General features: G+C 48.6%; 10 protein-coding genes and 1 tRNA gene. 5 read left to right on the plus strand and 6 right to left on the minus strand.

All coding sequences use genetic code 11. The annotated features are described in order from the left end of the window. Positions 1–158 precede the first annotated feature (158 nt). Together QUB64_RS04150 and QUB64_RS04155 are read right to left on the minus strand one after the other, a co-directional pair. On the minus strand, positions 159–1,163 hold the full coding sequence (locus tag QUB64_RS04150; protein WP_333278713.1) for an RNA polymerase sigma factor, RpoD/SigA family: 1,005 nt from the start codon (positions 1,161–1,163) through the stop codon (positions 159–161). Positions 1,164–2,602: 1,439 nt separating this feature from the next. After that, positions 2,603–4,339 (minus strand): ATP-binding protein, encoded by a 1,737-nt coding sequence (locus QUB64_RS04155; RefSeq protein ID WP_333278715.1) that lies wholly within the window; start codon positions 4,337–4,339, stop codon positions 2,603–2,605. Between QUB64_RS04155 and QUB64_RS04160 the strand changes: the two genes are divergently transcribed. Continuing rightward, positions 4,326–4,778 (plus strand): hypothetical protein, encoded by a 453-nt coding sequence (locus tag QUB64_RS04160; protein WP_333325198.1) that lies wholly within the window; start codon positions 4,326–4,328, stop codon positions 4,776–4,778. The two genes, QUB64_RS04155 and QUB64_RS04160, sit on opposite strands and share 14 nt — an antisense overlap. 140 nt (positions 4,779–4,918) lie before the next feature. On the opposite strand, the gene QUB64_RS04165 is transcribed toward QUB64_RS04160, so the two are convergent. Then, a complete protein-coding gene (locus QUB64_RS04165; RefSeq protein ID WP_442921627.1) occupies positions 4,919–6,358 on the minus strand; it encodes a pentapeptide repeat-containing protein in 1,440 nt (479 codons plus the stop codon). 27 nt (positions 6,359–6,385) lie between these two features. After that, positions 6,386–8,170: a bifunctional 3,4-dihydroxy-2-butanone-4-phosphate synthase/GTP cyclohydrolase II gene (gene ribBA / locus QUB64_RS04170; protein ID WP_333277934.1), complete on the minus strand. Its 1,785-nt coding sequence runs from the start codon at positions 8,168–8,170 to the stop codon at positions 6,386–6,388. A 422-nt stretch (positions 8,171–8,592) separates the two neighbouring features. Between ribBA and QUB64_RS04175 the strand changes: the two genes are divergently transcribed. The 3 genes from QUB64_RS04175 to QUB64_RS04185 all read left to right on the plus strand — a co-directional run bounded on the left by QUB64_RS04175 (position 8,593) and on the right by QUB64_RS04185 (position 10,599). Then, entirely contained in the window at positions 8,593–8,859 is a 267-nt protein-coding gene (locus QUB64_RS04175; RefSeq protein ID WP_333277936.1) for a ribbon-helix-helix domain-containing protein, read from the plus strand. Continuing rightward, positions 8,856–9,155, plus strand: coding sequence for a type II toxin-antitoxin system RelE/ParE family toxin (locus QUB64_RS04180; RefSeq protein WP_333277939.1), 300 nt, complete (start codon positions 8,856–8,858; stop codon positions 9,153–9,155). Before QUB64_RS04175 ends, QUB64_RS04180 begins: the two co-directional genes overlap by 4 nt. Positions 9,156–9,237: 82 nt before the next feature. Then, entirely contained in the window at positions 9,238–10,599 is a 1,362-nt protein-coding gene (locus QUB64_RS04185) for a DUF4339 domain-containing protein (protein ID WP_333277941.1), read from the plus strand. A gap of 188 nt (positions 10,600–10,787) precedes the next feature. Here QUB64_RS04185 and QUB64_RS04190 read toward each other — a convergent pair. Further along, positions 10,788–10,860 (minus strand) — tRNA-Phe (locus QUB64_RS04190). A gap of 354 nt (positions 10,861–11,214) precedes the next feature. Between QUB64_RS04190 and QUB64_RS04195 the strand changes: the two genes are divergently transcribed. Continuing rightward, complete coding sequence (locus tag QUB64_RS04195; protein ID WP_333277943.1) at positions 11,215–11,346, plus strand: hypothetical protein; 132 nt, start codon at positions 11,215–11,217, stop codon at positions 11,344–11,346. On the opposite strand, the gene QUB64_RS04200 is transcribed toward QUB64_RS04195, so the two are convergent. After that, a partial coding sequence (locus QUB64_RS04200; RefSeq protein ID WP_333393969.1) for a putative Ig domain-containing protein occupies positions 11,343–13,583 on the minus strand: 2,241 nt, incomplete at its 5' end. The two genes, QUB64_RS04195 and QUB64_RS04200, sit on opposite strands and share 4 nt — an antisense overlap.

Genomic DNA, 13,583 nt, shown 5'->3' on the forward strand with positions numbered 1-13,583 from the left:
GACTGAAGTCCGCACTACGAACCTTTACGAACGAATCTGATTGCGGTCAATTCACCGGACATGATATCACTTGAGAATTTCTATAAAAGTATCCTTCCCGGATGCGCTTGCACAAAAAAAGGGTTGAGATTAGGGGAAAATCTCAACCCTTTTAGTGACTAACTCGCCAAATATTCTCGGACTTGAGATTGACGCCGCCGCAGGTGTGCGAGGGCTTGATGTTCTAGCTGTCGCACCCGTTCCCGGCTGAGATTTAGCCGTTCTCCGACTTTCGCCAGAGACATTTCGGTGCCGTCTTCCAAACCGAAGCGCAGAACAATCACATCTCGTTGCTGGGGGGTAAGTTCCGATATCAAAGTATCGAGGTCTTGCCGTAGCAATTCCGAGGTAATGTAGTTGTCTGGAGATGCTGTTTCATCTTCTAAGAGTTCTTGCAGTTCGGTATCTTGGTTGTCTCCTACGCGCAAGTCCAAAGAAACTGGATGTCTTGCCATCAGCAGATATTCCCGAATCTGGGAAGGTTGCAGTTCCAGGGCGGTGGCAATTTCCGCAGGCGAGGGAGAACGGCCCAACTGCTGGGTGAGTTCCCGCTGCACTTTTTTGATTTTGTTGAGTTTTTCGGTGATGTGAATTGGTAATCGAATGGTGCGGGCGTGTTGGGCGATCGCGCGGGTAATGGCTTGCCGAATCCACCAGTACGCATAGGTAGAAAATTTGTATCCCCGCATCGGGTCAAATTTTTCGACTCCTCGTTCTAAACCGAGGGTGCCTTCTTGAATTAAATCCAAGAATTCCATATTGCGTTTCTGGTATTTTTTGGCGATCGCAACTACTAGGCGCAAATTCGCTTCAATCATCTTTTTCTTGGCGCGCCGCCCTAACTGCAAGATCCGATTCAGTTCGGCTTCGGTCAACTCCATTTCCGCAGCCCATTCTTCATTCGTCAGATCTCGCTGCCATTCTTTAGCAAGCGCTTGTTTTGCTTCGATTAATTTCATCATTTGCTGCACCTGCTTCCCGAAAACAATCTCTTCTTCTCGGGTTAGCAGGGGTACTCGACCGATCTCGTGCAGATAGGTACGAACCGTATCCGTTGAGGAGTATGGCCGGGTGCCCATGCGATCGGCTTTCACTGTTTTGGTTTTGGGGGTTGTAGTGGACATGGGTGAGTATTGCACTCCTTGTAACAACAGATAAAAAGTTGGTGATACCCTGTCCCACCTGTAAAAGTGGGATAAATACTGCGACAGGGGGGATGTTACCCCTCCTGTTTATCGGTGACGATCGGTAGAAGCTTATTGTTTTGGATTACTTTTGTGCTTGATTTTCTAGTAATCCCCGTTGATTTTCCGTAGCTCGCTAGCTTTAACGGCTAGTTTCAGGCGAAGTGAATTTGAGTTTACTTTTCTCAATATTATTCCAAATTTTGAGGATCGTAAAGGGTAAAAACCTCTGTCTTAAGGTCAAGATTCTGCATTTTTCCTTAAGGTGTTAAATTCCCTGCTAGTTTTAACTGCAACTCAACTTCACAATACTCATGCAAACAGACTCATGCAAACACGCTCATGCAAACAGACTCAAGCAAACAGACTCATGCAATTCGAGGGCTTTGTTTTGCTCTCTATTCCATCATCGCTTGAATTTTTCTCGCTGCCTAGATGCTGCGATGCGAGATAACCGAACTCGATCGCCGTATTCGCTGCAACTTAATCTGGAAAATATTTCTTGACATTTTTTGTAAAAGATGCTATAGCAATTCTGCTAGGAGTAAGTAAGGATATATAAGAGCTGGCTGTTCGGTTATTTGAGTTTAATTGTGCCGCGAGGCAGAACAATATTTAAGCTTATCCAAATTTTCTGAAGTTAGGGATGAGGGTTGATACTCCCCAGGGCTGAAGCCACAGGGATTCTTGGAAGAATCCTAAGATTCCCAAAGGCCCGATCAAAGTGCCTCTAGACGCTTAAAACAACTACCTCTTGCCAGAGGTATTGCAATTGCGCTTACTTTTAAATTGTGTTTGCAATCGCGAGTCCATCACTTTTGCCAGATAGGTACGCTTCACACTCTGCCATTGCTTGTCAGTTATACAGGCTTGCTGCTTGATAGCAGTAGTGGCTCATGCTCGCCGGGATTGCTCCGATACAAGGCGTATTTCAACACGTAGATGGTTATTCTTACTTCAAAGTAATACCATTTTTCCAATCATGCAACAGTAATCGAGCGGGTGCGGATCCACCAACAATCCCTAGCTACATATCGACAATTTAACAGATCCGCACCCGATCGCAATGGTCTTATAAACAAACACAACATTTATTGTGTAGCAATCTTTTGTCAAAATGCTATAAGTATATCACAGAAACAAATGCTATTCCAGATAATTTTCAAGGCGACTAAAGTCGCAACCGAGTTCCTCCCCATGTCTAAAGCCAGGGGCTTCCCTCTCGTCCCTCGGTGAGGGGGAGGGGGAGAGTGGGGGAGTGGGAGAGTGGGAGAGGGAAAAAATCTTCATTCTTTCCTCTTGATTCTTTCCTATTCTTGATTCCCTCTCTCGCAACGATAAATAAAGCCTGATTACTTCTGGCTTCTTCAGTTGTCAATCTAAAATCCCAGATCCATTTTAGCAGCTTCAGCCTCGGCAAATACTTGTTCGTCGGGCATTTCTTGCCAGTCAATATCCCCGATTTCCCTGTAGAATTGCTCGTCATAAGGACGAGTCTGCACAACTACGGGCATCGGTACGGCGTGCCCCAAAACTAAAGCTTGCTGTTTCGAGTCTAGCTTAGCCAAAACCGATCGCAAACTCTGGCCTCCAGAAACGCCGGTGAAGATAGCATCGATGTCTTTATCGTCGTTTAGTAAGGCTGTAATCCGCGTACCGACTTGCGACATCACCTCGCCGTCGATACCGGAGGGACGCTGGTCTACAATCAGGAGAGTTACGAAGTATTTTCGCATTTCGCGGGCGATTGTGCCGAAAATAGTCGATCGGACGATCGCCGGATCGAGAAAGCGGTGGGCTTCCTCAATGGTAATCACTAACGGTTGCGGCTTGTCGCACGGATTTTTACTCATCAAAAACTTCTCAGCTTTCCGCACGTAAGATGCGTGAATGCGGCGAGTAATCACATTTGCTGCTAACATATACGACAGCAAATCCGAGTGAGAACCGAATTCGATTACTACATTTTTTCCACTATCCAAACACTGCAAAACTTCAGTTACATAATTTTTGGGACAGCGTTGGCGAATATATTTTAAATCATTTAAACGCTCTAGCTTCCGCTGCAAAGCCATAATTGAAGATTTATTTCCGCGCTTTTCTTCACAGAACATTTGAATATCTTCGTTGGTCATTTCCAGCAACTTATTGATCCAACCCTTACCCAACTCGTTTCGCAAAATAATCGCATTTTCGATACTAGCTTCCGACAAATTCAACTCCCGCTGCACTAGCGAGATATCTTCCACTTCAATTTCCTCGAAACTCAAAAACAACTCTTGAGCGTCGCGGACTCCCCGGCGTTTTGTTGATTCAGGATCTAGTGTATAAATCTGAATTTTATCGGGAAATAATTGCCGCAAACCTTTAACAGTGCTGAACTGTTTGCCTTCCGAAACTGCTTCCCAGCCGTACTCCGAGTGCATATCAAAAATTAGATTGACAGCAGCTTGTTTCCGAATAATTCCCGACAGCAGCAAGCGCGTCAGAAAAGATTTTCCGGTTCCCGACTTGCCAAAAACTCCGTTGCTGCGTTCGACAAATCGGTCTAAATCCAAGCACACAGGAACATCCATGTCAATCGGTTTGCCGATCGCAAAATTGCAACGGTACGGGTCATCTTCCCAGCCAAAAACCGCCCGAAAGTCGGTTTCTTTGGCATCAAACACCTGGGAAAAGTGGCTGGGAATCGTTTTAACCGGTAGCAGCTCCATATCAGCGCCACTTTGTGGCTCAAACGAACCCAAATTCCCTAAGGCCAACTTTTTATCGGGGACTCCGTTTCCTCTCGGATCGAAGATTGCTTGAGATTTTTCTTTTTCCGCAGTCAGCATCAACATCGGCGCCAGCTCGATCGTACCGTAGGTGCTGCTACCGGCAAGGACTGCTAGGAGAAAATCGTCATTGGGGTTGGGAGGGTTGGATAAAATCCGAGTGCTGGATGTTCCGAGAGACACGTCGGTTAGCATACAGAAAAAGTGCGATCGCACCCCCCGCACTACTAGAAATTTCCCCACCCTCATATCTTCCACGGAAACGTCGGCGTGCAGTCGCACTTCTAATCCCTTGCTGAGGGAACCTTGAATAACAGAGCCTAACGGTTTGTCATTAGTCATTGGTCATTGGGCATGGGGCATCTTGCCCGCTCGCGAAGTCGAAGGGTGGGCATGGGGCATGGGGCATCGGGCATGGGGCATTGGGCATCGGCCAAAGAGGGCATCGGGCATCTTGCCCGCTCGCGAAGTCGAAGGGTGGGCATCGGGCATCTTGCCCGCTCGCGAAGTCGAAGGGTGGGCATTGGTCATTTTACCCGCTCGCGAAGTCGAAGGGTGGTCATTGGTCATTTTACCCGCTCGCGAAGTCGAAGGGTGGTCATTGGTCATTGGCCAAACAGGGCATTGGCCAAACAGGGCATCGGCCAAACAGGGCATCGGCCTCATTGGCCAAACAGGTCAGGGGGCAGGGGGCATCGGCCTCATTGGCCAAACAGGGCATCGGCCTCATTGGCCAAACAGGTCATTGGCCAAACAGGTCATTGGCCAAACAGGTCATTAGCTAAGATTATTTATCCTACACTTATTAGTTATTAGTTATTAGTTATTAGTTGTGAACTGTTGACAATTGCTAGCTAATGACTAATGACCAATGACTGATGACTAATGACCAATGACTGATGACTGCTGACTAATGACTAATTACCATTCCGATTCTAATGGTAGTTCAAAGAAACTCGGACTCAGCTCTATATCGGTCAAATCCGTTTCGCTCAAATAAGCATCGGTCAAAGATACCCCTTTTAAACTTGCGCCTTTGAGGTTTGCACCTTTAAGGTTAGCACCTCTGAGATTAACTCGGAATAAATGAGCATCACTCAAGTCTACCTCAGTTAAATCGGCTCCCTCCAAATTTACTCTCATCAAATCTGCTTTTCTGAGGTCAGCTTCGTTTAACTTCGCGCCGCTGAGGTCTGCTTTTGTCAAGTCTACACCTCTCAAGTCCGCCCCGCTCAAGTTAGCGAACAACAAAGTAGCTCCGGTGAAATCTGTCTCCCTCAAATCGGCATCGCTTAAATTAGCGCCGCTGAGGTCGGCTCTTGTTAAGTCTACACCCCGCAGGTCGGCAGAACTCAAGTTTACTTGGTGCAAAATTGCGCCGCTTAAATCGGCTCCTCTCAAGTCTGTTCCCTCCAAGTTTGCACCTTTGAGGTAAGCTTTTTTTAAGCTGGCTCTGCTGAGGTCTACATTTTTGAGATTGACCGAACTTAAGTTAGAACCGCTCAAATTAGCTCCGCTTAAATCTGACCCATTTAAGTCGGCTCCGGTTAAGTTTACCCCTTGCAGCGATACATTGGCAGCAATTAAATAAGCTCCGGCTTTCCGGGGGTCAATACCTTCTGAAAACAATGTTTGGTTGCTGTAAACAGCTTTTTCTAAAATGGTGCCGCTCAAACTGGCTTCTCTCAAGTCCGCTCCGCTGAGGTTGGCTCCTGCTAAGTTGGCCCGATCGAGTTTGGTGCCAAATAAAATAGCTTTGTATAAGTTTGTCCGCCGCAAATCGGCGCCTTTTAAATCGGCTCCGGTCAAATCTACCATAGCCAGATTTAAGCCCGGGAGCGAGGCATTGGGAGCTAACAAAATTGCTCCCATTGCAGTGGGGTTAATCTCTTCGGGAAAGATAGTCCGGTTGTTGTAGACAGTCTTGTCTAAAATGGCGCCAGTCATCTGAGAACCGCGCAAATCGGCTCCGCTGAGGTTGGCTCTGGTTAAGTTGGCTTGCTGGAGATTTGCTCCAACTAAATTGGCCTTGATCAAACTTGCTTGTTTGAGGTTGGCTTGACTGAGTTCGGCTCCTACGAGAGTAGCTTCTCGGAGGACAGCACCAGTCAAATCGGCTCTGGTGAGGTTGGCTAAATTGAGAAATGACTCAGCTAAATCCGCCCCGCTGAGATTGGCGCGGGTGAGGTCGGCTTCGATCAGGTCTGCATACCTGAGAATTGCGTCGCTGAGGTTAGTTTCTCGGAGGTCTGTTCCCCTGAGGTTTGCTCCCCGGAGTTCTGCACCGCCGAGGTTGGTGCCTTTAAGCGGTTGTCCCCTGAGGTCGAGCCGGTGCAGAAAGTCACCAACGTTCATTTCCATGTAAATTTGCCCCTTCTATTCTTGACCCTAGCTTGACATTCCGAGGGCAGAATCGGGAATAGGAGCAAAACTATAAATTTTTTGAGGTTGAAGCCTCGCGCACGCGGACGCTACTTGTGCGAGGGGGAAGTTTTCGCGATCGAGCTGGACTTGCAGGGTTTTGAGCGGATCTCCACCGGAGGAAATCATGAATTCTAATTTTTGCAAGTCTGGATCTGTGCTGATGGAACTGAGAATTTGCCCGATCGCCTTGAGGTAAGGATGGTTTGCGTCCGAGTACCAGTCGGCGGCCGCGAGTCCGGCTTGATCGAAGCCTAGGTGAACGATGATCGAGCCTTCTCCAAACAAAGCTATGCCCACCGGCCGCGCTTCTTCTTGCAGCAGCAAATCCTGGCTAGCAGCCAAATGCCTCAGTTTTTCGAGGTGTTCGTAGTGATTTTGGATGGCAGAATCTTCCTCTTTTCCTTCTTCCCTCGAACCTCTTTTTATGCTGAGCGAAGCCAAAGCGCCTTCTTGCTTCTTCCGACTTCCATCGGACTTCGTTTCGTTCCACTGAATCGCTACTGTTACTAAATAAGTTTGCAGCAGCAGATGACCGAGTTTTTCGGCTTTTGTTGCCAGATAGATCGAGTTGTAATCTGTGGCTTCAATGAGTAAGGGAACGCGATCGGCAACTTCAATGCCGTAACCTTTCAAACCTGCTATTTTGCGCGGGTTGTTGGTAATTAAGCGAATTTTTTTCACTCCCAAATCGTTGAGCATTTGTGCTCCGACGCCGTAGTTGCGCAAGTCTGCGGGAAATCCCAACCGCTCGTTAGCTTCTACGGTATCGTATCCGATATCTTGCAGCGAGTAAGCTTTTAGTTTATTCACCAATCCAATGCCCCGACCTTCTTGGCGCAAGTAAACTATGATGCCGCAACCGGCATTTTCGATCATTTTCAGTGCCGCTTGCAATTGCATCCGACAGTCGCAGCGCAGGGAGCCCAAAGCATCTCCGGTCAGACATTCGGAATGCACCCGCACCATCACGGGTTTGTCTTTAAATTCTGCCGGATCGCCCTTGACAATGGCAACGTGTTCTGAGTTATCTTGAGTGTCGCGGTAGGCGTAAATCATAAACTCGCCGAATTCAGTAGGCAATTTGGCGACTGTTTCGCGGCGGACGAAGCGATCGTGCTTGAGGCGGTAGCTAATTAAGTCAGCAATGCTGATGATTTTGAGCTTGTGGGTTTTAGCGTACTCGATTAATTCTGGCAATCTCGCCATCGAACCGTCGGGGTTTTGAATTTCGCAGATGACGCCGCTGGGATAGAGACCGGCGAGTCTGGCGAGGTCAACGGAGGCCTCGGTGTGGCCGGCGCGTTTGAGGACACCGCCGTCGATCGCCCGCAGCGGGAAAATGTGACCGGGACGGCGCAAGCCTTGAGGTTTGGTGTCCGGGTGGATGGCTACTTGGATGGTGCGGGCGCGATCTTCGGCGGAGATACCGGTACTGACACCGTTGACTGCATCGATACTTACGGTAAAGGCAGTTTGGTTCTTGTCGGTGTTTTTGCTGACCATCAGGGGCAGTTCCAGGCGATCGAGCCTGTCGCCGCTCAAGGCCAGACAAATCAAACCCCGGGCGTTCACTGCCATAAAATTGATGTTGTCGGGGGTGGCGAATTGGGCGGCACAAATCACGTCGCCTTCGTTTTCGCGGTTTTCGTCATCGACCACTACCAGCATCCGACCTGCTTTCAGGTCTGCCAGGGCGCTGTCAATTGAGTCAAATTGAAAGGATTGAGTTGAGGTGTTGTGATGTGGCACTGAGGAGTTCAAGCTATAAACTGTATTGTTATGGAAATAGAATCTATTGTTGATTGTAACCTTTTGTTTCCGACAGGGTGATTCCCCGAGCCAGATGAGTTTCACATCATTTTTGAGCTTGCTTACTATAAATATTGCTTTTTGTCAATCAAAAAATGACCGGAGTATTTCATGAGTTCGATCGAGATTGCAAGGCTTTTAGGGAAAGATCGCGACAATTATGTTGACTCTAAATCAGAATTTTTCCGATATTAATACGATCGTCAAAGCGCGGTTGAGTTGTTGATTTAGCAATTGTGGCGATGAGGAAAGCAGTGACAATCGATCGGATTTGTAATTATCAGGAAGAGTTTTGGGGCGATCGCTCTGACTGGATATCGCGCTATTCTTAAAACATGGATCTGTCTGAGGGAGGTGGCATAATGAATATTACTTTAAGTCCAGAACAGATGCAATTGATCGAGGCGCAATTGGCGCAGGGGTCGTTTAGTTCGCCCTCCGAGGTAATTACCAAAGCCCTCCAGACTCTGGCGCAAACCCAGAAGCATTATTGGGAGTGGGAGGAACAAGTGCGTGAGTCCGTTGAGCAAGCGGAGGCGGAACTATCGCGAGGTGAAGGAATTCCCTTAGAGACGGTGCGAGAGCAATTGCAAGAAAAGTTTCGGAAGGCACGAGAGGTTCAGGAATGAGCCAATGCTTTGTCTCTCCAACTGCTAGCCGAGACTTGGATGCGATCGGCGATTATTTTGTTGCTCGCAATATCGAGGCTGGAGAGCGCTTGCTTCGAGAGTTTGTCAAAAAGTGTGAAAACTTACTGAAATTTCCGAATATGGGGCGCAGTTACGATCGAATTAAGCCGGGACTTCGGGGAGTGCCACTAGATGGCTATATTATCTTTTATCGAGTTGTTGAAAACGGCATCGAAATCTTGCGGGTGGTGAGCGGTTACCAAGAGTTTGAGGCACTGTTTCCCGAGGAAACCTGAGCGGTGGGAACACTGAACGCTAAAGCAATTGCAGAAGCTCAAGTGTAGTGGGACAATATTGAGATCCCCCCAGCTTCCTCTCATGAATAACTGGCCGAAGTTCCTCCCCCATCCTGCATCATGGGCAAAAGGTTTTGCATTAAGCAGTGGCTTTTGGCTGATTGTTTCGGTACTGCTGCCTGGATCTTATTACTACTATTACAGATTTAGCACGATGTACTGGCGCAGCATCAGCAGTTCTGACGAAGGCGCGATCGCATTTGCTTGGCTGTGTCAGATACCGTTATTTGCTTTCTACCATTGGGGAGTAGCTAAATTTGCTGAGTGGGTGGAAAGCCGCAGCCACAACCAACCGCCGACAGTAATAGTATCGCCTTGGCTGCACTGGAGGGAAGGGATTATCGCATTTGCCACGCTACCGGCTGCGATCGTCATGGGAATTCCGGCGATCGCCTTTTTGACTATCCCCTTCAGGGATTCTTCGGGTTCAATTTTTGCTTTAATTCTCGGAACTGCGATCGCCTCTGCTTATTTGTATCATTTCCGTTTTGCCAAGCTGCTAAAAATTATTGTCAAATTCCTCTGGATTTTCTATGCAGACCTTCTCAAGATATTAGAACTTCTGCTAGTTCCAACAATTACTGGTACTCCGTTTTTAAAGCTAACTATTGCGACGGCCCAAATCGTGCCAAAACAGTTACTACCACTGACAACATTTCTGTTAGTTGTTTGGGTACTGCTGAGCGGAATAATCGGATATGCAGCTTTGCAATATTGGTCAGCACATTTAGTTAATTGGGCCGCGACATGGTGGCCACCTGACTCTCCTGGTTACAGTCGGATGCAAGCTCGAAAAGCTTGGAAACACAACAAAACAGCAGCCACTCTATCTTTTGTTCGGCATACAACCAGTTGGCATTTAGCAGCGAATGATACTACCTATTTCATTTACTTCTATCTAATCGCGATCGTCTTTGGCGCGATCGCTTTTGTGCTGTTTGGAGAGCCGTCAAAATGGTCAGAAACACAAGAAGAAATGTTAGGATCTGCCGTGGCGCTAGTTTGGGTGGCGCAGTGGCATTTTGGGGGGTGGCGGCGCGAAGTAGAAATTGCTAGCGGGGAAGCCTTAGGCAAAAAGACCTCGCGCGATCGTAATTTACCCCCTGCCGATCCGGTTGAAGTCGAACTCAACCAGCTTGCAGCCGAGTTAGGCGATACTCGGATGAGGCCTGTCAGAAAACCGCCTTCACCAACGAAAAAGCCTAAGTCACAGCAGGCTCAGTGGTACGTATTCCGCAGCGGCAAAGCCGAGGGGCCTTATACTAAGCGACAGTTGCGAGATGTGCAGAAGATTAGCGATCGCACTAAAGTACGCCTGGGCGAAGCCGAGTGGCAGCGCGCTGGTGAAATACCAGAATTAGCAGCGTATCTGACTGAGAAATAATTGATATCACGTCCGATCCATTACCATCACAAAAACCGTTCGTAGTGTGGACTTTAGTCCGCAACATACTGCGGACTAAAGTCCACACTACGAACCTTACTTATTACGGTCAATCGACAGGACACGATATGACTGCATAGCGCTCATTTCCTTAAAAAAAAGCCCTCAACTTTGTGAGGGCTTTGCGATGCCAGGAACGAGACTTGAACTCGTGACACGTGGATTTTCAGTCCACTGCTCTACCAACTGAGCTATCCCGGCTTGTTTTTTCGCGCTTAACTACCTTAGCAGACACATACAGAATTTAGCAAGCACTTTTCCAAAATAATTTTTAGATCGCCCGAAACCGCTCGCTTGTCAGCTAAAAGCTGCAACTGCTTATCAAGGATTCGCCGATCGTCCGATCGTCCGGCAGGGGTTTAAACCCCCGCCTCATAGCTCAAGTCGGTTTTAACCGACTGCAATCCCGATCGCCAGCCCGCTCTTTAGTCGCTGAGTCCGGCAGGGGTTTAAACCCCTGCCTCATAGCTCAAGTCGGTTTAAACCGACTGCAATCTCGATCGCAAGTGCGGTCAATTTTATTCCTCTTTAGTCCTCTAAAAGAGGACTAAAGCTATGAGACAGGGGTTTTTAACCCCTGTCGGAATGTCGGAATGTCGGAATGTCGGACGATCGGGCATCGGACTGTCGGACGATCGAACTGTCGAACTATCGGACTGTCCGAGCGCTAAAGGGCGATCGATTTAGATTACACGCTGAGTAAAATCGTCAATCCCCAACAAATTCGGTGCAACTCCCTTGAGAGAAGCCAAGACTTGACCGCTGCTAGTAACACTAATCAAAGTTGCATTGTTAGCAGAAGTAAAGCTGAGCTGACTGAAGGTTAAACCGCCCGATAACCCAATTAAATCTTGACCTTTCTCAAAATCAAGAATCGTGTCAATCCCCTCGAACGGCGCCAACAGAAATACATCGTTACCCAAACCGCCAGTCAGAGTATCTTCACCAATTTGACCGACAAGTAAATCGTCGCCGTTACCGCCTGTCAGGAGATCGTTACCCATGCCACCGTATAGAGAATCGTTCCCGTCGCCGCCGTCGATTTTATCGGAACCTCGGTTGCCAAACAGGACATCTTCGCCGTTAAAACCGACTAGAGAATCATCTCCTTTGCCTCCATAAAGAGTATCATCTCCTATTCCTCCGTCAATGGTATCTTTGTCTTGATTGCCGTTAATCCAATCGTTACCTTCAAGACCTAATATTTGGTCATTTCCCCGCTGGCCGCTGATGGTATCGTTGCCGCTAGTACCCGCGATCGCATCATTGCCATCCGTACCCGTAATTTGATTGGGCGCAGTGCTAATTATGTCCACATTGCCACCGATAACTGGAACAGCAGGTGCATTGGGTACTGTGGCTGTTTGAATCTGTGAAGTTAAAGCAGCGCCTGTATTTTTAGCAACTACTTCAACAATTGTCTTGTTTCCCGCCGTAACTTCCTTGAAGTCTTTGGCAGTTTCCCCTAAAGCTACCTTTTGGATGCGGGCAATTGCTGTGTTGAGTGATGCACCGGAATTGTTAGATGCTGCGGTATCTATGCGCTGATTGGCATCTACCATCACTTGCACAGCTTGCGGGGCAATTTCTAAGACTGTTTGGATGTTTAAACTGGGGTCAATTTGCTTGGTTTTAGTTGTAGCTTCTTGGACGATCGCACTTAGCTGTGCTGGATTGGTCAAATCCAGATTGTTGCCGATTTGAATTTGAGCGGTAACTGCTGCGATGACGTTTTTCAGAATGACGGTATTTGGAGCATTTGAGGCTCCGTCAATCAAACTTGTGGTTTGGGTAATGAAGTTTTGCAGCTTGCTCATTGCGGCCAAAACTTCCACTCCGCCCGATCGCCCGCTGTTGACTGCCTCGATCGGATCTAAGCTGGTGATGTCAACACTAGACGGAATCCCCAGCGCCGATTTGACAATGGCTTGGGCTCGTTCGACATTAATTCCGCGATCGGCTAAATCCACCACCAAACTCGTTAACAGAGTGACAACAGTAGCATCCGGCGGTGCCGAAACAGGCGTTTCCAGTGGCAATCCCGTTGCTGTATCGATGCCGCCAAAAGCCACAATATTGCCTTCTGACTGTTCTAGTTCGCCGTTCTTATTCGTATCAAAAGTCTCGAAGGGAATATTCAGTTCGTATTGCCCAGTCGAACTCGCGATCGTAGACGGTTCGTTATTATCTAGAACTCCGTTTTTGTTGGCATCAAAGAACAAAGTTGCACCCGCAATGTAACCATCAATCACTTGACCCGTGGCCAAAGTTATCAAGCTGATAAAATTGTTCGCTGTCGCACCAGCTTTGTCTGTTGCTGTCAATTGAATGGGCACAAATTGCAGTCCAGAACTTTGACCGCTAAAGGTAAGAGTGTTCGGATCGAATGTCAGCCAACTCGGCAGCGGTAAACCTGTGATTTGCGTCGCTTTGTAGGTGAGAGTGTCTCCCGGATCTCGATCGATAAAGGTATTTTCCGGCAGAGTAATTTGGAACGGCAACGAGTTTCTTACCAACAACAAAGGCAATTCTACATTTACTACCGGCGGGTTATTTCTGAGATCGTTTGTTGTCGGTGTGGGAGTTGGCGTGGGCGTCGGGGTAGGAATCCTCACAGGTGGTGGCGTGGGAGTTGGTGCCGGCGCAGGTGCCGGGGTAGGAGTCCCCACAGGCGGTGGCGTGGTTGGGGTAGGAGTCCCCACAGGCGTTGGCGGGGGAGTCGGCGTGGGCGTCCCGGAGGGCGTTGGCGGGGGAGTCGGCGTGGGCGTCCCGGAGGGCGTTGGCGGGGGAGTCGGCGTGGGCGTCCCGGAGGGCGTTGGCGGGGGAGTCGGCGTGGGCGTCCCGGAGGGCGTTGGCGGGGGAGTCGGCGTGGGCGTCCCGGAGGGCGTTGGCGGGGGAGTCGGCGTGGGCGTCCCGGAGGGCGT

Origin of the sequence: Microcoleus sp. Aus8_D2, from assembly GCF_036702665.1 — a bacterium.
In the GTDB taxonomy this organism is placed as follows: Bacteria; Cyanobacteriota; Cyanobacteriia; order Cyanobacteriales; family Microcoleaceae; genus Microcoleus.